Here is a 21728-nt window from a genome sequence, read left to right on the forward strand (position 1 = left end):
TTTAGCGTTGCAGCGAATTCAACAGCTCGCGAATACGTTGCTGGGCTTGGGGTTCACGGGTGCTAGCCAAGGCCTCGGTTAATTTTTGAATCGCCGCCGGAATTTGGCCAACCTCGATATAAGCAGCGCCTTGGGCCTCAAGCAACACCGCCCGCTCTTCGGGATTCGCATTGTGATGAGTGATTGCTTGATCAATTAATTCAATTGCTGTGGCCTCAAACTGGGCAATGCGTGCCAATTCTGCTTCGTTACAGCTATTTTTTTTGCAGCGGGCAAGCTCGGTCAAGGCCCAGTTGTGGTAGGCCAAGGCCTGCGTTCGCGCATCGTAGTCGCGGTTATTAACAATTGCCGTGTATTGCTGGTCGGCTTGCTCCCAATCGCTGCTTTGGCTAGCCAGCACTGCTTCTTCTATAGCCATAGGCCGCTCAAACAGAATTGTGGTTTGGGCCACTTCACGCAAGCGATCATCAGCCGCCGCCGCCTCGTTGCCCTGAATGGCGTAGGCATATGAACGAGCATGATAAAACTCGCGCCACACCGTTTCGCGTACAATCAGCATTGCGCCCAGCCACAAGCCAAAACCAACAATCGTTACCCCCGTGCGCCAGCGCCGATCCTTGCCGCGCCGTACCCCAAGCTGGTAAATGCCTTCGCTAAAGACATAGACCCCAGCAATAAACAGCGAAACGCTAAAAATTGGCACCCGCACAATCGCGCCATCGGTGATGATAAACAGCACCATCACGATCAAGCCAATCATCGCCGCCAAACTTGGCAAGCGCTCATCCAAGGCAAATTCATTATCCAGCCGCAACGGGCGAATCACTGTCCAGAAGATGGTTGGGCCAATCAGCAAAACCCCGCTAAAGCCAAGCAATTGAAGAATTGAGTAGAAGCTTGCTGGCAAAAATTCTGCAAGATTCGGAATCCAGCCATTAACACTGGCAATGATCAGGCCCAACAACAGCGTGCCAAGCCCAATCACCACGCCCCAAGCGCTGCGCAACAAGCTAATATCGGCGCTTAGATAGCTAATTTGTGCCCCAGCTTCCCGCGCACGTTTCTCAATCAAATAGATCACGCTGTTATACCAGCCCGTAATGCCATCAACCCGTAGCAATGGCTGCATCGTCGAGCGCACAAAACTCCGCGAAAATACCATCAATGGGCGTTTCCAAACCCGCCGATCAGCGGTGATAATTTCGGTCACATCAGCCCATTTAATCCGATGCGATTCATGGCCAAACGAATCGGAGTGAATCAATTCATCGGGCGTGAACGTGTGTACGGTTGGCTGATTATTGCGCAACTGAGTCATTGGCATATACCAAAGCACAATCAAGCCCAACACGCTATAGCCAACGCCCGTCGCCACCAGCATAATCAACGGCGAGATAATCAGCCGATACCATGGAAAAATATAGACATCAGCAGCAGGCAAGACCAAATTACTGCTCGCTTGGACAATCGTTTGATTGCCAACCGTGGGCGCGACAATCGCCGCAAAGACCAAAATCAAGGGAATCAGCAAAGTTTGGCCAACTTGCAAATAGGGCAGCAGAAAGCGCGGAAAGCGCGCCACAAAGCGTTGGGTTGGCTCATCACGCAAGATCGTGCTAATTTCGCTGGGGTAGGTTAATTGCGAGCGTCGCCAGGTGCGCAGCTCGTATAAAATGCGTTCGCGACTCAGCACCGAGCCAATGCCTCGCGCTCGCGCCAAGCCTGCTTGATAGGTTTTAAGCGCTTCATCTGGCTGACCAGCTTCCTGCAAGGCTCGGCCAAGCGTCGTCAGCGCCCGTGCCTCCCAACGGCCATCATCAACCGCCCGAAACACCGTCAAGGCTTGATTAAGCATAGCGATTGCTTGCGCAAAATCGTGTTTCGCAATCAAGGCTCGCGCCAGCGTCACTTGCACTCGCGCCTTGCGATAGGGTTCTTCACAGCCGGGCCGTTCGAGGCTTTGCTTGGCCAATTCAATTGCTTCATCGACGCTGCCAAACAGCACATCAATATCGATCAAGCGCATCTCACAGCGAATCATGTTCACTTGATCTTCCTGTTGACGGAAGATAGCATAGGCGGCCATGGTTTGTTCGCGCGAAGCCCGAAAAATGCGCGCCAACAACCAATTTTGGTAGCGCAGCAAAATCAATGGCTTAGGCACAGCCGCCCCCAAACGCCGCAAAATGCTGACCAAAATAAACATTGGAATAATCGCAATCGATTGAAAAACCTTGGCCAAGGCGCGCGCAATCGGATATTTCTGAATCTGTGGTTGATGCCAACCACCAGCACTGACCGCAATTTCATTGTAGGCATCGGCAATCCCAAGGTGGGCTTCGGCCTGTTGAGCTAGCGCGATTTTTGGCGTTGCCAAGGCCTTTTGATACGATAAAATTGAGGCCGACCACTGCCCAGCCTCAACCTGCACATCGCCCAAGCTATTCGCCAGCAAGACTTGCAGCTCAGGATCGAGATCATCGCGCTTCAACAAAATTTCAAAACACTCGATCGCCTCATCAAGCCGCACCATGGCAAAATTCATCTTGCCACGATAATAGAGCAGCCAATCGCGCACCAACGGAGTTAGGACGCTACTTTGCTCCTCGGCAGCAAGCAAAATTGCCTCAGCTTCGGCCATGCGATGAGCATTGAATGCTTCTTCGAATAAATCACGAAAACTTTTAAGCGCTTTTACATATTTAGCGAGAGCCGACTCATTATCAGATGGATCGTGCTGGTTTGTAGTTATAGCCGAGGCCAGCATCAAATCATAGGATACAAATTCACGTCGCCATGTCGCACGGTTTTCGACAACGGTTGACTCCACCCGCTGCTTAAAATATTTATACAAGCGTTCATGGATGTGGCGCAATTCATCGGGGCGCAAGCGCCAATCGCCCAGCAAATAGTGGCGCACATCGTCGATAAAAGCATAGCGACCCTCACCAATTTGGCGCACAAAACTATATTCGGCTACTTGTTGCAGAATATTAGCGTTGTTGCCATCGTCACGATCGCGCAGCACCGCCAAAATTTCTGCATCAAACCAGCGCGGAATCGCACAGCGGCGCATCACTTCTGCTTGGCCGGGCTTCATGCTGGCCAGAATTTGGGTAATCGAGAGTTGCAATGCATTGCTAAAGGTTGGCATAGTCGGCGTGCCACAGCGTGGGCAAAACAGGCTGGTTGGCCGCAAAAGCTGTTCGCAACTGGGGCATTGATGGGGTTCAGAGCCAGTCATCGTCGCCTCCGCTCGCTTGCGATCGCAGAATATTATCGGCTAACATCGCGAGCAATTGGGGTTGGCCAGTGCTACCTTGAAACAAGGCTTTGATCACATTTGGATCATCGCTGAGACCACGCCGCTGCACCAAATATTCCTTCACATGCGGCTCGGATAATAAATCTAACCCAGTTCGGGCAATCAAGTGATCCCATTGACTATCTAATTTTGGCACTGAACGCCCAGCGATTACCACGACCACGTTTTTAATCAAGCCATCGCGAATCTGCGGCAGCAGTTGGCCCATCAGCCAAGCCTCGGCTTCGACCGTCACTTTATCGTAGGTATCGAAGAAAAAACAGAGCGGGCCTTGGCTGGTCAGCGCCGCCAAACATTCAAAAAAAGCCCCGCTCAAACGATCTTGCAAGGCTTGGCGCACAACCGCATTATCAGCATTAATCACAAACGAATTATCTTTGATTACATTACCAGCAACAACTTCGCCAACATTCACATTCGAGCCGGAGAAGGTGTTACTTTGGCCAAGCAAATTATTAATTGCATTGGTATTAGCAACTCCAGTTTCAATCCGCACCGTTGGCTGAGTTACCTCGTTAATTGCCTGAGTAAAGAGATTGAAGGCTGCAACCCCGAAGCCATCGCGTGCCCGCCGCAACAACGCCAAAAAATCAAAGACGATACTATCGGCAAAATCAATTTCAGCATTCGGAATGCCCTGCCGTTGGCATTCAGCCCGCATAAATTCGACAGTCCACGATTTGCCCAACCCCCCGCTGGCCTCAATCATCATGATCCGTTTGGGGGTTTGGCCTTGGAGCATTTTAATAAAGCCAGCAGTTTGTTTCTCGCGGTTTACAAAAAGTTTGTCGATGCTCTGCATAGGCGTTGCTCACCACTCCAGCAAGCCTGCGCCGCTCGCTACGCACGACGCAGGCTTGAAACACCCCTAGATCACATTGCGTTCGGCGTGCAATTCGCCAGCAGCAAAGCGTTCGATCCGCAACTCATCAATGTCAATAGAGTGAGCGCGGCCATCAAGAATTTCCTCGGCAATCAGCAAGCCCGTTGCCGGAGCATGCATCACGCCATGGCCGCTAAATCCAGCGGCATTCAGCCAGTTGGGGCAATTGGGCATGCGTCCGAGAATTGGCAGGTGGTCGGGCGTAATTTCATACGAGCCAGCCCACGATTGGCGCTCGGAGAGACCAGCGCGCTCCAAAATTGGAAAGCGATTAAGCATTGCTTCCAAGACCGTATCCAGCCAATCCCAATCAACTGTGGTATCGTGCGATGATGGCTCGTTATGATTGCTCAAGCCCATCAAAACCGTATCTTGCTCTTTGCGAATGTATGCTCCCGTGCCAACATCAATTGTCAGCGGAATATCTTTGGGCAAGGCAGGAAATGGATCGGAAACGTAGATACAGCGGCGATAGGGCTTGATCGGAATCTCAAAGCCAGCGGTTTTGCCAACTTCGCCAGCATACGGGCCAGCAGCATTGACGACATAGTTGCAGCGAATGGTTCCTTGCGGAGTTTGCACCGCCACGACCTGATCATCGGCAAATTCAAAGCCGAGCGCTGGTGCATCGCGCAGCACCTTCACGCCCAAGGCGCGGGCTTTATTCAAGTAGCCCATGGCAATCCCATGCGGATCGACAAAGCCATCTTCGGCGCAATAGGTTGCGCCAACAAGATCGCTAATGTTTAATTCGGGAATGTAGCCTGCCGCTTGTTCTGGTGTCAGCACCTCGACGGGCACATTGAGGCTCTGTTGCAACTCGATCACTGCTTGATAGGCTTGCCATGCGGCATGATCATTAAACAAAAAGAGATAGCCATGTTGATGCAATTCGGCATGGCCGCCAATTTCTTCGGTAAAATGTTTGTAGCGTTCGATACTATATTGGGAAAGTAAGATATTGGTGCGTGATGAGAACTGATGGCGAACCCCAGCCGCAGAACGAGCAGTTGAGCCAGTAACCTCAACCGACTCTTTTTCTAACACCACTACCTCGGTACAGCCCCGCGCAGCAAGATGGTAGGCAACGGAAGCCCCAATGATGCCTGCCCCAATAATTACGACCTGTGCTTGGTGAACCATTCCGAACGATCTCCTTTGATGTGCAATGATGTTTGCACTATTGTACCAAAGGATGTGCGGCTATGGCAGTTCATTTTGGCCCAAAATGGCCCAACTATTGGCCGTCTTTGGGTGCTGGTTGGGCATAGCGAAATTCAGGCTGGTTGCTCACGCGCGGCATGGTAATCACGTTGGTTTGCTCGATCATAATATCAACGCCATCGATCTCGTTCCAAATCCGAATCAGGCCACCAACCCGATTTAATGCGCCCATCAAGGTTTCTTTGTCACCAATCGCTTGAATCGTGTAGGGTGTGTGCTGAATTTCACCATCAATATACAATTCGGCGTTATCATCTTCTTCGATGCGGGTACGGGCGATAATTCGCCGTCCGTTGATGGCAATTGCTTCAGCGCTGGCATTGCGCACTTCGTTGGTCAAGGCAATCACATCGGCAGCACGCAAGGGATAATTAATCGTAATGGTGACCCCAGCGCCTTGGACTTGCACCGCGCCAGTATGCAATTTATAGCGATTTAAATCGCCAGCCAATTGATCGAGCGTGCTGGTACCATTCGATTGGGTGCGGCGATACTCGTCGTTTTGTTGGCGCAAGCCATTGATTTCGCGCTCGGTCGCCGCATTGCGGTCGATCAGGCTAATCATCAATTCGGCGCGTTGCTCAGGCGAAAGCTTCACCACATCGTTAGCAATATTTTCATAGGTACGGAGTTGGGTTACGACTGCAAAGCCAATCAACATACACATCAAGGTCAGCAGGCTTTGGCGCAAAATCCCGCGCCGAATCCGCAGCGACTTCATGGCGCAACCTCCATATGGCGGTTGGCCAAGGGGCCGGTGTAGGCTGGCACTTGGACTTGGGCTTTTTGCTTGACATCCACGCCAATCCCATATTCGCGCTGGCGGCTCCACAAATCGGTGAGCAATGAAGAATTGCTGGCTGCATTGGCGAGACTCGCGGGGTCGCCAATGGCCCGAATCGTAAACGGCGGAGCCATCAACTCTTGGTTGATCAGAATTGTTGAACCAACGCAGTAAATTGAGGTTTGATCCGTGATCCGTTGATCGTTGATTGCAATCGCTTCAGCACCATTGCTCCAGAGCACGCCAACCAAGGTAACGAGCTGTTGCTGATGAATGATATAGCGATTCACGTCAGCAACTTCATCAGGCAACGAATTGGCATTGCTATCATTCAGGGTTACAACAACTCCAGGCCCGCGCATGGCAACTAAGGCCGCAAGCTGTTGTTGCTGATCGATTTGAGTGCGAATTTCCTCGAAGTTGCTTTGGCTGGAGGTCGATTGCTTTTGCAAATCTGCTTGTTCATCGCGCAGGCGGCTAAGCTCAGCATTTAATTCTTGCTGATGCTCGCGCAGCGTGCCAATGCGATCGACACTAAGGCTAGCCGAGCTATTGCGCGAACTACTACTACTCGAAAGTGCCACTTGGGGCTTGACCGACATCAGCATGCCGACAAACAACCCACCGAAAAGCAAAGCGAACAGCGACAAAATGGCACGGTTTTGGGGTAATAGTTGACGCATAGGTGCTCCCGCAGGGCTATGGCTCAACGCGGATGGTAAATTCGCGCGTGTTATTGCTGGTAAGGGTTTCTTGGCTAAGTGGTTCAGCGCGCACAATCAGGCTATAGACATCGGCATTGGCTGGTATCGCTCCCTCAGGCTCGATCCGCACGACCACGATTTGGCCAGGAGCCAACTCATTGACGCTTCTACTACCACTCAGCATAAGTATATCATCACTCGTGCGGCGCAAACGCGCATTAACTTTGACATTATAGGCGGTTAGCAGGCCGCGATTTTCCAAGGCAACCAAAACCGCATATTTATCGCTAATTGGCAAGCGCGAACCTTGCAAGGCAGGGTCGAAATCGACGCTTACCACCGCAACATCATAATCATCACTGGTGATCGATTCTGGTGGAGCTGGCTTGGGTTCGACCGCAATTTGGCCACAGCCAACCAATAAAAACAGACACCATGTGAATAATTTAAGCCGTTGCATAAAAACCTCCAAAGGCATAGCAAATCATAGCGATCAGCACGCAGGGCATTAATCGAGCTTGATGATTGTGCCAGGGCCGTTTAATTGTCCTGATAACGCAGAGTGCAACTGTTGAGGACCACAAATCCAAATTTCGAGCTGTGGTGCGTGTTGGACTAATTGCCACATTGCTTCAACCTTATTGCGCATACCTCCGGTGACATCAACGCCATGCGAGCCACCGAGACGAGCAATAATGGTAGCGTAGTTTGTCTGATTAATCAAAGAAATTGGTTGGGCAGCGGCGTTTTGGCGGGGATCGGCATCGTAGACGGCCTGTTCGCCAAGTAAAATGATTCGGCTTGGTTGGAGTGTGCCCACCAAGGCACTAAAAATCCGTTCGGTCGAAGCGATTGTACAGCCTTGAACGCTATCGAGCAAAACATCACCATAGACCACTGGAATCGTTCCCGCAGCCAACAGGGTTGCGATTTGCTGCGTACCGAGCGTTTGAATTTCGCCAGCATTGGCAAAGCCCGAGGCCATCGGCTGGATGCCAATCGCTGGCAATTCAGCATCAAGGCATGCGCCGACCACCGCCCGATTGAGCCTAGCCATCGCATCGGCCACCCGAGCCACGCCCCACCAGCTTTGGTCGTCGATAATGCCTTGCGCCGTGCGATAGCGTTCAGCCCAATAATGGCCAAACGAGCCACCACCATGGCCAAGCAAAATCGGCTGGGTAGGATGGGCCTGTCGCCAAGCAGATAAATCGGTCACAACCTGCTTGAGCGTTTGGTCGGCCAAGCGTTCGGCACTGGTTTTATCGGTCAACATCGAGCCGCCAAGTTTGATAAAGATTGGCTTATTCATCGCGAATGATCAGACGCTCCACAACATGGCGACGCAAGGTTCCCTGTTCATCAAACTCCTGCCACTCGCGTTGACGCAAAAAGACCCGCTGTGCAGCTGATGGCCGAGTTGCCAAGGCCGTGGTTGGTGCAGCAGGCTTTTGGCGCTTGCTCAGCAAGTTCGAGCCAAGATCGACCGCCAATGCTGCCAAGCCAAGCGCGACCGACTTCGCCACAGGGCTGCGCAAAATTGGTGATTGACGCAAGCGCGAGGTTAAGCTGGTTGGAGCCTTGGTTGCAAGGCTGGTTGTTGCGGTTGGTTGCGTCAAATCGGCCCCACAGCCAACGCAATGAGTTTGATCGAGGTTATTGCCAGTTTGGCACTGCCAACAAGGTCGTTCAAGCATACGCCACCTCCTTCACAGGTGGTACTATTGTACTAGAAATCTGGCAATCCAATGTTGGGGGTTGATGAGTATTTAAGCCAATTTAAAATCCTATGCCTCGTCAGCAATTGATTGCTGACGAGGCATAGGATTCGGAGACTCTTAATCGTTAGCGCACAGTAATTTCACGCAATAAGGTAGCCCGATTAAAGCCAGCATATAAACGGAAACGATAGACCGAGCCAGGTACAATCCATGCAGGATCGGCCTTACCATATGGGCCTTGCGACATTAATCGATCTTCGCCACCATCTTTTGAAACATAGACTTGAGCTTCACTACCATCGCCAGTGCTCCAATAGAGCATAATTTGTTGCAACCCTTGCGCGCCCGCCGGAATACTACTTGGATTCGCAATCAAGCTTCGTTCGCGGCGCACCGTAACTTCGCGCAACAGCGTTTCACGATTGAGGCCTGAATATAAACGAAAGCGATACTCAGAGCCAGGCGCAAACCACCCTGGGCTATCCACACCATAATGACCTTGCGCCATCAAGCGATCAGGCCCACCATTTTCCGACACAAATAATTGTCCTTGATTGCTATTGCCAGTACCCCACGTAATTGTGGCACTTGATGATGAAGCTGAGGCAGGAATTGGATTAGGATTGACCATCAGCCCTGCCTGCGCATTGTTACTCACGGTAAATTGACGTTCTGCCGACCAAGCACTTGGGCTAAGCCCATCACCAGCACGCACCTTCCATGCATACGTTCCAGGTTGAGGAACTGCCACCGACCAGTTTGTCGCACTATTCCATGAGCGGCTTTGCGACCACGAGTTATTGGTAGCCCGAATTTCTACCACATAATCACGGGAGGCTCGTGGGTGATTATCAGGATCACCAGCATCATTCCATGTTAGTTGCACGTTCAGGCTATTTAATGTAGTCCCGCTTGGACTCAGGCCTGTTGGCGGATTGGGATAAACATTTGCCACGGTAACAATCTGACCAACCGGGTTTTCAAGTTGATAGCCTTCATTACGCGCTAAATTAACCTCGGTTTGATCGGTTGTAAAGAAATGATCATTGCGGCCCGAGTGATACAAGCGTTGCAACGAAGCCATCACATATTGGCTTTGGGGCTGTTGAGCGATTAAGCCAACACGACCCTCGTCGTGATATTCCCCACTCGAAACCAAGACATCACGCTCGTATTGGGTGGCATACATGTGTTTAGGGGTCAGCGTGTTGTGAGCCAAACGATAGAGCGGCGTGCCACTTGGCAACGAACAGCCGCTAGCTGCAACAAATCCAGTAATTTGTTCATAGCGCCAATTCACATCGCCCAAGCCTAGCTCACTCCAATGTTGGGTATAGAAATGACGTAAAACTGAGCTATTGAAATAGCGATACAGCGGTTTAAGGCATGCATGGGTGCTATTTTGAACACTTACCCTCAGGGTTTCTGAATGATTGGCTGAATCAAGCAACCATGTACTGCTGCCATCAAGCGAGGTTGCTTTAACTTTTAACTCATAGTTGCCATTGCCATAACGGGTCGTATCCCACTCCCACGACCAGCCATACGGCCCAGTCAACCCAGGATCAGGCCGATATTCGCCATAATTGGCTTTGGCCAATGGCACAAATGAATGGTTCGATCCAGCCAAACGCCCATAGATATTGACTTCCTTGATCGTAGAATTGGTACTTTTGGCCCAACCATTGATTTTAATCCGATTGGTCAGTTGGGCATTGGGGGCTGGCCCATCGATATAGCCCTCTACTATCACAGCATTAGTCTTAATCCAATCTGTATAATTCAGAAGGCGTGTATATACACCATATTTATTAGGCTTTGCACACCCATTCCCCCAACTTACAATACCAGTTAATTTCCAGATGCCCATCCTTTGAGCGATCAGTGGGCCTCCGCTATCTCCCTGACATGAATCCTTTCCACCGGTTGCATATCCAGCACAAACCATGTTTACAGTAATTTCATTATTATACGAGTCTTGAGAATTACAAATGTCATTAGATACGATTGGTACCTGAACTTTATGAAGAACATCAGGCAATAGTCCTCCCTGAGACAATCTTCCCCAACCAGTAACAGTTGCAACAACATCAGGGTTGTATAAATCTGCATCAATCGGCCTTACAATTGGAATTAACCCAACACGACTATTAAGGTTTATTGCACTAGCTAGTTTCAACAAAGCAACATCGCTATCATGGCTTGTTTTATTATAGTTTGGATGAATTATAATCTGGTCAATTGATCGAATTTGTTCACTTCCTTCATCTACTAGCCAATTATGATCACCTACAACAACTTTAAGGAATGGTTTTTGGCTTTCGCTTACGCAATGAGCAGCAGTAATAACCCATTCTACAGAGATTAAGGAACCTCCACAATATAAATTATTATTTAGGGCAATGCGTGCCTGCCATGGAAATTCACCAGCGTTGGCTGGTGATCCACCAACGATCTTATCTATGGGTGCGTCCGTATTAGATTTGAATTGATAGTTATCCTGTACTATATCAATAGTGTTTTTATCTCTTGCTGCAGCATTGTTAAGATTAACAGTATTCGATTGAATCAATATTAATACTACTAAAATCCAGTATAAAGATCGGTTCTTAAAAAACTTCATTACTATTCCTCCTTAGGTAACGATTATGCGCTAGATTAAACTCTCGTTAAAATACAAATTATTACATTGAAATAAGCCCCCCCTTTCCTCAGCATAGAAGGTACATAGGTCTAAAGTATGATTCAAGATAGTCGCAGTCTAACAGACAATTACAGCTCAAAAAATAATCTCAGGATATATCTTTGGATTTGTGCAGCGGAATCCAGCCTTGCTTATAGGCCATAATTGCCGCCTGATAACGGCTTTGCCGCTCAAGCTTGGTAAGAATATTATGGATATGGAGCTTCACTGTAGCGACTGAAATGACAAGGGTTGCCGCAATCTCCTCATCAGTTTTTTCATACCAAACTTGTTCTAAAACCTCCAACTCGCGATCGGAAATTGGCAACCCATTGGTATTGATTCGCAACAAGCGCAACGATAAACCAATCAGCATTAATCCCAGTTGGGTTTGCAATACCCAATTGTGTTTCCAAATACATTGAAATACCCAATATGTTAGGATCTTCCGAAGCATACTCCCAGCAAAACGAGCCATCTGACATCTCCTTAAATTCCTAAGATGTCATTGCGCAATGACTGCAATCCAGTCGTGATCGATCAAGCAAAAGTATATGCAATCTATATCAAATCTGGCTTTGACAAAGGTCTAAACATTGGTCTAAGATCAAGTCTAGCAATGGCTCAATAGTGGTCTAGAGGCTCGTAGGAGGTCGCATGGGGTCAAGTTCGCTCTTGGATCAGGATTTTGCAACGGTTTTTAATCTCTTGTTTAATCATTATTGGCGTGGCAAATCAAACAAGGCCTTCTATACAAATCTAGAGATTAGTAAAGCAACCTTTTATAAATGGATCAGAGGTGAGCATACACCAAACGAAGAGGAGGTCATTTTAAAGATTGCCAAATGGCTTAAATTAACCGAAATCGAAACCTCAGCATTGTTGTTGAGCGCAGGCCAAAAAGCTAAGCATCGACCAAACGAGGTTCAGGCTCATATCAATCAATTGTTACAACAAACAACGGCCAACCCAACCATCATTGAGGAGGAAATTGAAGTTATTGAGAATACAGCAGAATCAAATCAATTCAATACAACTACCACGACCAATAGCCAACATATTTCAATTCAACCATCAAATACCATCGTTGATAGCCCAATCAAGCCCCATCGTAAGCGTTTCCACCAAAGTATTGCAGTCATTAGTCTAATCGCGATCGTATTTCCATTAATGATCATCATGTTGCCGGGCATCAATATTATTCAAGGCGATAATAGTCAAGCAGGGCTAGTTAATGTGCTTGAGCAACATATTCAGCCAACCATCCAACCAACTATCACTCCACCGCCGCCAATTACTGTAGCTCTAGACAGAACAAATCTATCATTTGAGTGGACTGATTCTATCGAGAATAATAAATTTATCTATGGACGAATTATTGCCAGAATTTGTGCTACCGACCCACAGAAACCCTTGGCTTACTACATCGAAGCTGCTGAAATTGCCCCAAATCCAAAGCCAATTCGCGATTATAGCGTTCAGCTGACTAATCAGTGCCAAAGCTACACGATTGCACCAGATGTTACCCCCCAAGACCAAATTTTGATCGGCATTGCGATTTTCGATTCGGAGCAACCGCATACCAGCACAATTCCTTTATATAGCTATCTAGTAACCCGTAATATGTCAACCAATGGCCTGAATGTTGAGCAAGCAGCAACTCGCGAATATCTTTTACCAGCACCGTTTGGGTGCACCGATGGGCCATTACATGGCGATACAATTCGCGGAGTTTTTCCAGTTGGTGGTTGGATGACAGTTAATGATACTAATATGATTGAACGGGTTGAAATGTGGGTTGATGGCAAACATATGGGGAATGCACAGTATGGGTTGAATCACGAGCCTGATCTACCAACCCATGGCTTTATGTGGGATTGGGATACAACAACGATTACAAACGGCTTACATATCCTGCAAATTAAAGGAATCCCAATGCTTGGAGTAGAAGGATTTATTGCCTGTGGCAATGAGCCAGTCGAAAAACATATTATGGTCGAGAATAAATAAATGCCCCATACATTTATGGGGCATTGTCGGTGCTTGGTGCAGGTTTGGGCTGACCTTCGGCATCGAAATGGGCTTTGGTGCGTTGCTCGACAGTGGCACGCGGCAACATCACTTTATGCTCACAGGTCATGCAGCGCAAGCCAATATCGGCTCCCAAACGCGTGACTCGCCAGCGATACCCGCCACATGGATGGGGCTTGCGCAATTGCACAATGTCGTCAAGGGCTAAATCTAAACGGGCCACAATTTACCTCGCTTGCTGCTTGGCAAATGCAGCCAAGGCGGCAGCAAGATCAACGGTTATCACGCCTTCGGCAATGACCCCAACCTGCCAATCTTCGCCAGCCCGCGCCATCCATTCGCGCTCGCCATCAAGCGCAATCGCGCCACTACGCAGCGCAATCCGTTGCCCAGCGGGCAAATAGCTGTGCTCAGCAATCGGCACTGGCGTAATCATCCCTGGCGCGATTGGCACGTTGATGCTGCGGCCAGCACCAAGCAGCACATGCACCGCTTGAGCCTCGGCAGGCGCAATGCCAGCATGGCCACCAATCGCCGAAAGCCCAACCGTGCCCGGGGTTAAGCGCGTGGTAACCACCTGTTGCACTTTGCTAATTTCCCACACCGCCCGCCCGCCAAGACTATCGGCAACGCTGGCCACATCAACCAACGCTATGTCAAGCAATTCGTGGTTGCGATAAATTTCGAGCAAGGCATGGCGATTGATGGCATCAGGTGCAAAACATGCCACGCTGCCAGCAGCCAAGCCAGCCAAGGTTGGCTCAATTGTTTGGGGAAAGGCATTGTTGGTGCCGGTCGAAAGCGCCAAAATCGGGATCGAGCGCGCGCCTTTGATTGCAGCTCGAGCTGTGCCATCGCCACCAAGCGTGATCAAACAATCAATGCCTTGCTGTTCGGCTAAGCGCGCAGCCAAGGTTGTATCATCGGCGTGATCATGCCATTGGCCCTCGAACGGCAGCAAGCCAAATGGCAATTGTTGGCGTTCTGCAGCGTTGCGCACAATTCCAGCATGGTCGGGCAAATACCAAACTTCATCAATTGGCGTAGCTGCCAAGCCTTGCAGCACCCGCCGCACAATGCTAGTTTTTTCGTTGTTCGAGACACTTGACGCATGGCTGACCACCCGCCGAATATCTTTACTTGAGGCTGGATTGGCAATAATCGCAACACTGGTCATAACTACCGATCTCCAAAAATTGATCCACGAAGGGCACGAAGGTATGAAACCGCGAAGCACACGAAGCTTTTTTCGCCACGAATTCCGCGAATTGCACGAAAAATCTTCCGCTAGCCAATAGCCCAAAGCCTATAGCCATCCTCTGCGCCTCTGCGTTAAACAACCAATTCTGATGGCCAATCCCCAGTTCCTATGCTCTATGTTCTATGCTCTATGTTCTTATCCCCAACCCCTACTTTTGCAACTTGCGCAACAAGGCTGGAATATTAGGATAAAAGCCAACCCCAAGCAGTGGTGGAGCAACTGGGCTGCCGTCTGCATTCCAATAGCGTTGGCGCAAATCGCTACTGTTTGGCAGGCGCAGGCTGTAGGGAACGCCCAAAACTTTGCCTTCACCAACCCGCAAACCGCGTGGCTGTGAAAATTCCTTGAAAATTGCGCCCAACAACAGGCTAATCCCTGAAAAAATGATCGTTCGGCGAAGCCATGGTTTCATCGTAAACTCCTCAGCAATTTATGGATATAAATAAGGTGAACTTGGCATCTCAATTGATACTAGGGTTCCTGCAATTTGGGGTACTATCGAGCCATTAATTTCAGCTGGCACGAATGTTCCTTCAACTCGCACCCATTGATCGTTGGCAAAATCCGCGCCGTTGCTGGCCTTCACCCGCAACGACAAGGCGGTGCCATCGGCGGTGCAGCAGGTAACAACGTAGCGCCCAACCAGCACTTCATCGGCGGGCAAGTCGGGAGTGCGATAGACAAAGCCCTCGAAGGCTGCTTGCTTATCGCGCAACACCGCAAGGTCGCTCTGACGCACGGCGGTCGTCCACTCAAGCAACGTCCAGCTTTTGCTATCATCGGATAAATTGGTTTTCCAGCGGGCGAGCAAATTATCGCTTGAATTGGCATTTAAGGCCTTCCCAGAGACTAAATTTGCCCCCAATGGACGAGCAGGCACCAACAAGGCAAAGGCCACCGGAATCGTCAACAAGGCCAACATGCGTTTGGGTATAGCAGGCGCTTTGGTCAGGGCCATGCCCAGCGCCGCCAGCAGCAACACAATTGCCGTCGCTACCAACAAGCTAGTATAGCGCGGATGAATATACAAATTCAAGCGGTTGGTTTGCCATTTGAAAATAATCATGGCTCCCAAGCCAAACATTACCGCAATCGAGAGCCAACGCTCAAGCACTTGACGTTGCATTCAACACCTCACACCAAAACAACATAGCTGATCAAGCCAGCAATAATTGCAAATAACGCTGCCAGCACGACCATCGCCACCACCGCCGAGCGCCGGAAGGTTGAGGTCAGCATCAACGTGCTTTTAATATCGATCATCGGGCCGAAGACCAAGAAGGCCATGACCGCGCCAGGATGGAACAAGCCAAGGAACGAAAGCGCCAAAAAGGCATCGACGGTTGAACAAACTGAAAGCAGCACTGCCACCAACATCAGCACCACAATCCCGACCAATGGTGCAAAAAAGCCAATGCTACTATCGTTCAAGGTTAATAATGCTGATTGGGGGATGAAGGTTTGCATGGTGGCCGCCAGCAACGAGCCAATCACCAAATATTGCGCCATCTCGAAAAACTCGGTGCTGCCATGGGCAATCAAGCCCGCCAAACGGCCTTTTGGTTGGTCGTGGGTGTGGTCGCATGTGCCATGATCGTGATCGCAATGGCTATGGTCGTGATCATCGTCGGCAGTCAGCGAAAGTGGCGTGAGAATCGACTCGCGTTTAATTCCCGCGCCGATAATCAAGCCAATCGTCAAGGCAATCACAATCGTAAAGCCAACCCGAGCCAAGGCCCAGCGCACATCGCCAAAGGCAATTGAGGTTGAGATCAATACAACTGGATTGACGACCGGAGCCGCCAAGGCAAAGGCAATGCCCATCGGGGCCGGTGCGCCTTTGCGCAACAAGCGCCGACTGGTCGGAATCGCACCACACTCGCAGACCGGAAACAGTAAGCCCAAGAGCGAGCCAAAAATTGAAGCGCCAAAGGCATTTTGCGGCACAAAACTGGCCAAATGCTGGGGCTTCACAAACTCGCCAATTAACACCGAGACAATCACGCCTGCGCTCAAAAAGGGCAAGGCTTCAATAAAAATCCCTTGGAAGGTCGTAACCAAGCCTTGCAGTTTATTGGTTAATGGGGCTAAATTGCTGGGCACAAGCCAACCGCTTGCCAGCCATAGCCCAATAATGCCAATTATCGGAGCGAAAAACAGGAGCCATTTACGTTGAGTTTTGGATTGAGCATTGACACTGACAACAGCCATGGGGATACCTCGTTGGTTCAACTGCTGCCATGATACCCGAAAATCTCAGTGCTGAAAACACCAAGCCCATTGGTTTATCCACGAAGGGCACGAAGCGCACGAAGGATGGGAATCGCGAAGATTGATTTTCGCCAAAGCTTGCAACGATAAAGCTTTTTAGCCACGAATTCCACGAAGCATGTTCCGATAGCCCAGAGCTGTACTGGTTGATTGGATTGGCAACCGTGTCCCCTCACCCCCCAGCCCCCTCTCCCACGAGAACGCGGGCGAGGGGGAGCACCCATGTGCACCACGCCGTGCGGCAGAACCACAGGATGAAAGTCCCTCGCCCGCCACGTGGGGAGCGGGGGGGGAGCACCCATGTGCACCACGCCATGCGGCAGAACCACAGGATGAAAGCCCCTCGCCCGCCACGTGGGAGAGGGGTTGGGGTGAGGGGATCAAGCCGTGGTTAACCTAATGAACCATTAAACATAGCCCATAGCCACATGGTCTCTGCGCCGCTGCGTTAAAATCTAGTTCCTTTTGCCTTTGCTTTTGATTTCTCCTTCTGACTTTTGCCATTCATCCTTCATCCCTCATCCTTCATAATTTGGTTATGTTCTATGCTCTTTGTTCTTTTGCCTTCATCCTTTTGCCTTTTGATTTCATCCTTCATCCTTCATCCCTCATCCTTCATAATTTGGTTATGTTCTATGCTCTTTGTTCTTTTTGCCTTCTGCCTTTTACATTCATCCTTCATCCTTCTGATTTTTGCCTTCTGCCTTTTGAATTCATCTTGATACTTTCTTGATCTGGTTTTGATCAATCTTGATGCCTGCTTGAGGTCTTTTCTGGTTGAATAGTTCTAGGTTAATCACGTTTGATTGAGGTTCATTATGGATGTTTGGTTTCTGGGATTAATTGGAGTATTTGTGCTCTTGACATGGGCAATTGTGCGGCTGTGTGCCGCCTTGGGGAGTAAGCAATGAGCACCTTGTATTTAATTGCGGCTCTCGTAACGCTTGGTTTAGTAATGTATCTCTTTTGGGCGTTGATGCAGCCCGAGGTGTTTTAATGATCAGCAATATCATCATTCAAATTGGCAGCTTTTTGCTGGTGCTTTTGGCTTGTGTCATCCCATTGGGCCGCTATATGGCCAAGGTTTACGGCGAAACGCCGCCTATGCAACGGTTTTTTGGCCCAATCGAGCGCTTGATCTATCGGCTCTTGGGCATCGACGCAAAAACCGAAATGAACTGGAAACACTACGCCGTGGCCTTGCTCGGATTCAATGGATTAGGCTTGCTGCTGCTCTATGGCTTGCAACGCATACAAGCTTGGCTGCCGCTCAATCCGCAACAACTGCCAGCAATTAGCGCCGATTCGGCCTTCAATACTGCTGCCAGTTTTGTGAGCAACACCAATTGGCAGGGCTATGCTGGCGAAATGACGATGAGTTATTTGACCCAAATGCTGGGCCTGACGGTGCAGAATTTTGTTTCAGCAGCCACTGGCATGGCCGTGTTGATTGGCATGATTCGTGGCATTACGCGCCGTTCGAGCAGCACGATTGGCAATTTCTGGGTCGATTTGACGCGATCAACGCTCTATATTTTGTTGCCATTAGCGCTGACGCTCTCGCTGGTTTTGGTGTCGCAAGGCGTGGTTCAAACGTTCAATGCTTCGCAAACGGTTGAGTTGCTTCAGCCAATTGTCAACGCCGATGGCCAAACCATCAGCCAACAAACGATTGCGCTTGGCCCAGCCGCTTCGCAAATTGCCATCAAACAACTTGGCACGAATGGCGGTGGCTTTTTCAATGTTAATTCGGCGCATCCCTTGGAAAATCCTACGCCGCTCAGCAACTTGTTCGAACTGTTGAGCATTGTTTTGATTCCAGCGGCGCTCTGTTACACCTTCGGCATTATGGTTGGCGATAAACGCCAAGGCTGGGCAATTCTCGCCACCATGACGATTATTTTGCTTGGGTTTACGGCGCTGGCTGTTGGCGCTGAACAAGCTGGCAATCCGCTCTATCAAAAGCTCGGCGTTGACGACAACGCTTCGGCGCTGCAAGCGGGCGGCAATATGGAAGGCAAAGAAACTCGCTTTGGCATCGTCAATTCGGCCTTGTGGGCGACCGTCACTACCGCCGCCTCCAATGGCTCGGTCAATTCGATGCACGATTCGTACACGCCGCTTGGTGGTTTAGCGCCAATGGTTTTGATGCAGCTTGGCGAGGTGGTTTTTGGCGGGGTTGGCTCTGGCCTGTATGGCATGCTGATTTTTGCAATCATCACGGTGTTTGTGGCTGGCTTGATGGTTGGCCGCACGCCTGAATATTTGGGCAAGAAAATCGAAGCCTTTGAGATGAAAATGGCCGCGCTGATTATCTTAATTCCGTGTGTCACAACTTTGTTGATAACCGCGATTGCCGTGAGCAGCGATGCTGGCAAAGCTACTGTGTTCAATAGCGGCGCGCATGGATTTAGCGAAGTGCTGTATGCCGCAACTTCTGCCGCCAACAACAATGGCAGCGCCTTCGCAGGCCTGGGAGCAAACACGCCGTTCTACAACACATGGCTTGGCATCGCTATGCTCGTCTCGCGCTTCTGGCTGATTGTGCCGACCTTGGCGATTGCTGGTGGGTTGGCCAATAAAAAGCTGATTCCGCAAAGCGCTGGCACCTTGCCAACCCATACGCCCTTGTTTGTTGGCTTGTTGATTGGCGTGGTGTTGATTGTTGGAGCGCTGACGTTTATTCCCGCCTTGGCGCTTGGCCCGATCGTTGAACATTTATTGATGAGTTTATAAGGCAAGAACGATGAATCATACACTTCCTAAAAACCGCTCGTTGTTTGATCGGGCGATTGTTGGGCCAGCGCTCAAAGCCGCCGTACTCAAGTTCGATCCACGCTTGCAAGTGCGCAATCCGGTGATGTTTGTGGTCTTTGTGGGGGCGATTTTCACGACTGGTTTATGGCTGCACGCATTAATTGCTGGCGGCGAAGCATCGCCCAACTTTAGCTTGGCAATTGCTGGCTGGCTCTGGTTAACCTTACTGTTTGCCAATTTTGCCGAGGCCATGGCCGAAGGTCGCGGCAAAGCCCAAGCCGACACATTACGTCAATCACGCCGCGATGTGCAGGCAGTTAAATTAAGCTCTGCGCAACGCACCAGCAAGCAAACAACTGTGGCAGCGAGTGCCTTGCGCAAAGGCGATTACATTTTGGTCAGCGCTGGCGAAACGATTGCAGGCGATGGCGATGTGATCGAAGGCGTGGCGACGGTCGACGAAAGCGCAATCACTGGCGAAAGCGCTCCGGTCATTCGCGAAAGCGGCGGCGATCGCTCGGCGGTAACTGGCGGCACGCGGGTGCTTTCCGATTGGCTGGTGGTGCAAATTAGCGCCAATCCAGGCGAAACTTTCCTCGACCGCATGATTGCGATGGTCGAAGGCGCAAAACGCCAAAAAACACCCAACGAAATTGCGCTCAACATTTTGCTGACCGCATTAACCATCATCTTTTTGATGGCAACCGCAACGCTTTTGCCCTTCTCAATTTATAGCGTCGCAGCGGTCAAAGCGCTTGATCCAAGCAGTCAAGCCTTGCCAATTACGGTCACTGCCTTGGTCGCCTTGTTGGTCTGTTTGATTCCGACCACGATTGGCGGTTTGCTCTCGGCGATTGGCATCGCAGGCATGGATCGCATGATTCAAGCCAATGTAATCGCCATGTCGGGGCGGGCAGTCGAAGCAGCGGGCGATGTTGATGTCTTGCTGTTGGATAAAACTGGCACAATCACCTTGGGCAATCGCCAAGCTACCAACTTTTTGCCAGCAGCAGGTGTGGATATTCGCGAATTGGCCGATGCAGCCCAACTGGCTTCGCTGGCCGACGAAACGCCAGAAGGCCGTTCGATTGTGCTGCTTGCCAACGAACACTACCAGATTGGTGAGCGCCAAGCTGCCGAATTAGATGCAGAATTTGTGGCCTTCACCGCCCAAACCCGCATGAGCGGCATCAACATCGCAGGTCGCCAAATTCGTAAAGGCGCGGTTGATGCCATCGAGCGGTATTTGCGCGAACAACAATCGATCTTGCCAAGCGATGTGCGCGCCAATGTTGAAACGATTGCCCGCGCTGGCGGTACGCCGTTGGTCGTCGCCGATGGCAAGCGTGCCTTGGGCGTTATCCAACTCAAGGATATTGTCAAGGGTGGCATGAAAGAGCGCTTCGGCGAACTACGCCGCATGGGCATCAAAACCGTCATGATCACTGGCGATAATCCCTTGACTGCCGCCGCAATCGCTGCCGAAGCAGGTGTTGATGACTTTTTGGCTGAGGCCACACCAGAAGCCAAGCTGAGCCTAATTCGTGAATATCAAGCTGGCGGGCGCTTGGTGGCAATGACTGGCGATGGCACCAACGACGCACCAGCCTTGGCACAAGCAGACGTAGCCATGGCGATGAATACTGGCACCAACGCCGCCAAAGAAGCTGGCAATATGGTTGATCTCGATTCAAACCCGACCAAGTTGATCGAAGTTGTTGAGATTGGCAAGCAATTGTTGATGACTCGTGGCGCGTTGACCACCTTTTCAATTGCCAACGATATTGCCAAATATTTTGCGATTATTCCGGCGGCGTTTGCCAGCACCTATCCAGTGTTGAATAAACTCAACATTATGGGCTTGGCTTCGCCAGAAAGCGCCATTATCTCGGCGGTGATTTTCAATGCCTTAATTATTGTGTTTCTGATTCCGCTGGCCTTGCGCGGAGTGCGCTATCGGGCGGTTGCCGCAGCTCAAGCCTTACGCAGCAACTTGCTGATCTACGGGCTTGGCGGCTTGATTGTGCCCTTCATTGGCATCAAACTGATCGATCTGCTTTTAGTGGGCTTGGGCCTTGTCTAGG

At 50.3% G+C, this 21728-nt stretch carries 19 protein-coding genes and 1 pseudogene; 4 read left to right on the forward strand and 16 right to left on the reverse strand.

What is annotated here, in order from left to right; all coding sequences use genetic code 11:
- Position 1: 1 nt before the first annotated feature.
- From ACFMKP_RS23185 to ACFMKP_RS23235, 11 genes and pseudogenes are all read right to left on the reverse strand, one after another.
- Positions 2-3244, reverse strand: a complete 3243-nt coding sequence (locus tag ACFMKP_RS23185; protein WP_382295775.1) for a tetratricopeptide repeat protein — start codon at positions 3242-3244, stop codon at positions 2-4.
- Entirely contained in the window at positions 3231-4127 is an 897-nt protein-coding gene (locus tag ACFMKP_RS23190) for a hypothetical protein (RefSeq protein ID WP_382295778.1), read from the reverse strand. The genes ACFMKP_RS23185 and ACFMKP_RS23190 overlap by 14 nt, the downstream gene beginning before the upstream one ends.
- Positions 4128-4193: 66 nt before the next feature.
- Complete coding sequence (locus ACFMKP_RS23195; RefSeq protein ID WP_382295868.1) at positions 4194-5405, reverse strand: NAD(P)/FAD-dependent oxidoreductase; 1212 nt, start codon at positions 5403-5405, stop codon at positions 4194-4196.
- 40 nt (positions 5406-5445) lie between these two features.
- Positions 5446-6153, reverse strand: a complete 708-nt coding sequence (locus ACFMKP_RS23200; protein ID WP_382295780.1) for a DUF881 domain-containing protein — start codon at positions 6151-6153, stop codon at positions 5446-5448.
- On the reverse strand, positions 6150-6899 hold the full coding sequence (locus tag ACFMKP_RS23205) for a DUF881 domain-containing protein (protein WP_382295782.1): 750 nt from the start codon (positions 6897-6899) through the stop codon (positions 6150-6152). The genes ACFMKP_RS23200 and ACFMKP_RS23205 overlap by 4 nt, the downstream gene beginning before the upstream one ends.
- A 16-nt stretch (positions 6900-6915) precedes the next feature.
- A complete protein-coding gene (locus ACFMKP_RS23210; protein ID WP_382295785.1) occupies positions 6916-7380 on the reverse strand; it encodes a hypothetical protein in 465 nt (154 codons plus the stop codon).
- A 48-nt stretch (positions 7381-7428) separates the two neighbouring features.
- Positions 7429-8232: an isopentenyl phosphate kinase gene (locus tag ACFMKP_RS23215; RefSeq protein ID WP_382295788.1), complete on the reverse strand. Its 804-nt coding sequence runs from the start codon at positions 8230-8232 to the stop codon at positions 7429-7431.
- A complete protein-coding gene (locus ACFMKP_RS23220; RefSeq protein ID WP_382295791.1) occupies positions 8225-8617 on the reverse strand; it encodes a hypothetical protein in 393 nt (130 codons plus the stop codon). Before ACFMKP_RS23220 ends, ACFMKP_RS23215 begins: the two co-directional genes overlap by 8 nt.
- Before the next feature lie 148 nt (positions 8618-8765).
- Complete coding sequence (locus ACFMKP_RS23225; RefSeq protein WP_382295871.1) at positions 8766-10394, reverse strand: hypothetical protein; 1629 nt, start codon at positions 10392-10394, stop codon at positions 8766-8768.
- A gap of 24 nt (positions 10395-10418) precedes the next feature.
- A pseudogene (locus ACFMKP_RS23230) lies at positions 10419-11264 on the reverse strand (serine protease); the annotation flags it as partial.
- Positions 11265-11433: 169 nt separating this feature from the next.
- A complete protein-coding gene (locus ACFMKP_RS23235) occupies positions 11434-11802 on the reverse strand; it encodes a response regulator transcription factor (RefSeq protein ID WP_382295793.1) in 369 nt (122 codons plus the stop codon).
- Between the two features lie 179 nt (positions 11803-11981).
- Here ACFMKP_RS23235 and ACFMKP_RS23240 point away from each other — a divergent pair, with 179 nt between their 5' ends.
- On the forward strand, positions 11982-13334 hold the full coding sequence (locus ACFMKP_RS23240) for a hypothetical protein (protein WP_382295796.1): 1353 nt from the start codon (positions 11982-11984) through the stop codon (positions 13332-13334).
- A 13-nt stretch (positions 13335-13347) separates the two neighbouring features.
- Here the strand turns inward: ACFMKP_RS23240 and ACFMKP_RS23245 are convergent, their stop codons facing one another.
- The 5 genes from ACFMKP_RS23245 to ACFMKP_RS23265 all read right to left on the reverse strand — a co-directional run bounded on the left by ACFMKP_RS23245 (position 13348) and on the right by ACFMKP_RS23265 (position 16827).
- Positions 13348-13578: a DUF951 domain-containing protein gene (locus ACFMKP_RS23245; RefSeq protein WP_382295798.1), complete on the reverse strand. Its 231-nt coding sequence runs from the start codon at positions 13576-13578 to the stop codon at positions 13348-13350.
- 3 nt (positions 13579-13581) lie between these two features.
- A complete protein-coding gene (locus tag ACFMKP_RS23250; protein ID WP_382295801.1) occupies positions 13582-14532 on the reverse strand; it encodes an NAD(+)/NADH kinase in 951 nt (316 codons plus the stop codon).
- A 232-nt stretch (positions 14533-14764) separates the two neighbouring features.
- Positions 14765-15028: a hypothetical protein gene (locus ACFMKP_RS23255; protein ID WP_382295804.1), complete on the reverse strand. Its 264-nt coding sequence runs from the start codon at positions 15026-15028 to the stop codon at positions 14765-14767.
- Positions 15029-15046: 18 nt separating this feature from the next.
- Entirely contained in the window at positions 15047-15742 is a 696-nt protein-coding gene (locus tag ACFMKP_RS23260) for a TIGR03943 family putative permease subunit (RefSeq protein ID WP_054532710.1), read from the reverse strand.
- 8 nt (positions 15743-15750) lie between these two features.
- Positions 15751-16827 carry a permease gene (locus ACFMKP_RS23265; RefSeq protein ID WP_382295807.1) on the reverse strand — a complete coding sequence of 359 codons (1077 nt, stop codon included), beginning with the start codon at positions 16825-16827 and terminating at the stop codon, positions 15751-15753.
- A gap of 967 nt (positions 16828-17794) precedes the next feature.
- Between ACFMKP_RS23265 and kdpF the strand changes: the two genes are divergently transcribed.
- The 3 genes from kdpF to kdpB are packed head-to-tail and all read left to right on the forward strand — an operon-like array spanning position 17795 to position 21727.
- Complete coding sequence (gene kdpF / locus ACFMKP_RS23270; protein ID WP_382295810.1) at positions 17795-17884, forward strand: K(+)-transporting ATPase subunit F; 90 nt, start codon at positions 17795-17797, stop codon at positions 17882-17884.
- Positions 17884-19623 (forward strand): potassium-transporting ATPase subunit KdpA, encoded by a 1740-nt coding sequence (gene kdpA / locus ACFMKP_RS23275; protein WP_382295814.1) that lies wholly within the window; start codon positions 17884-17886, stop codon positions 19621-19623. Before kdpF ends, kdpA begins: the two co-directional genes overlap by 1 nt.
- 10 nt (positions 19624-19633) lie before the next feature.
- On the forward strand, positions 19634-21727 hold the full coding sequence (gene kdpB / locus ACFMKP_RS23280; RefSeq protein WP_382295817.1) for a potassium-transporting ATPase subunit KdpB: 2094 nt from the start codon (positions 19634-19636) through the stop codon (positions 21725-21727).
- Position 21728: the final 1 nt, after the last annotated feature.

The sequence above is a fragment of the Herpetosiphon sp. NSE202 genome, assembly GCF_042688385.1.
GTDB lineage: Bacteria > Chloroflexota > Chloroflexia > Chloroflexales > Herpetosiphonaceae > Herpetosiphon.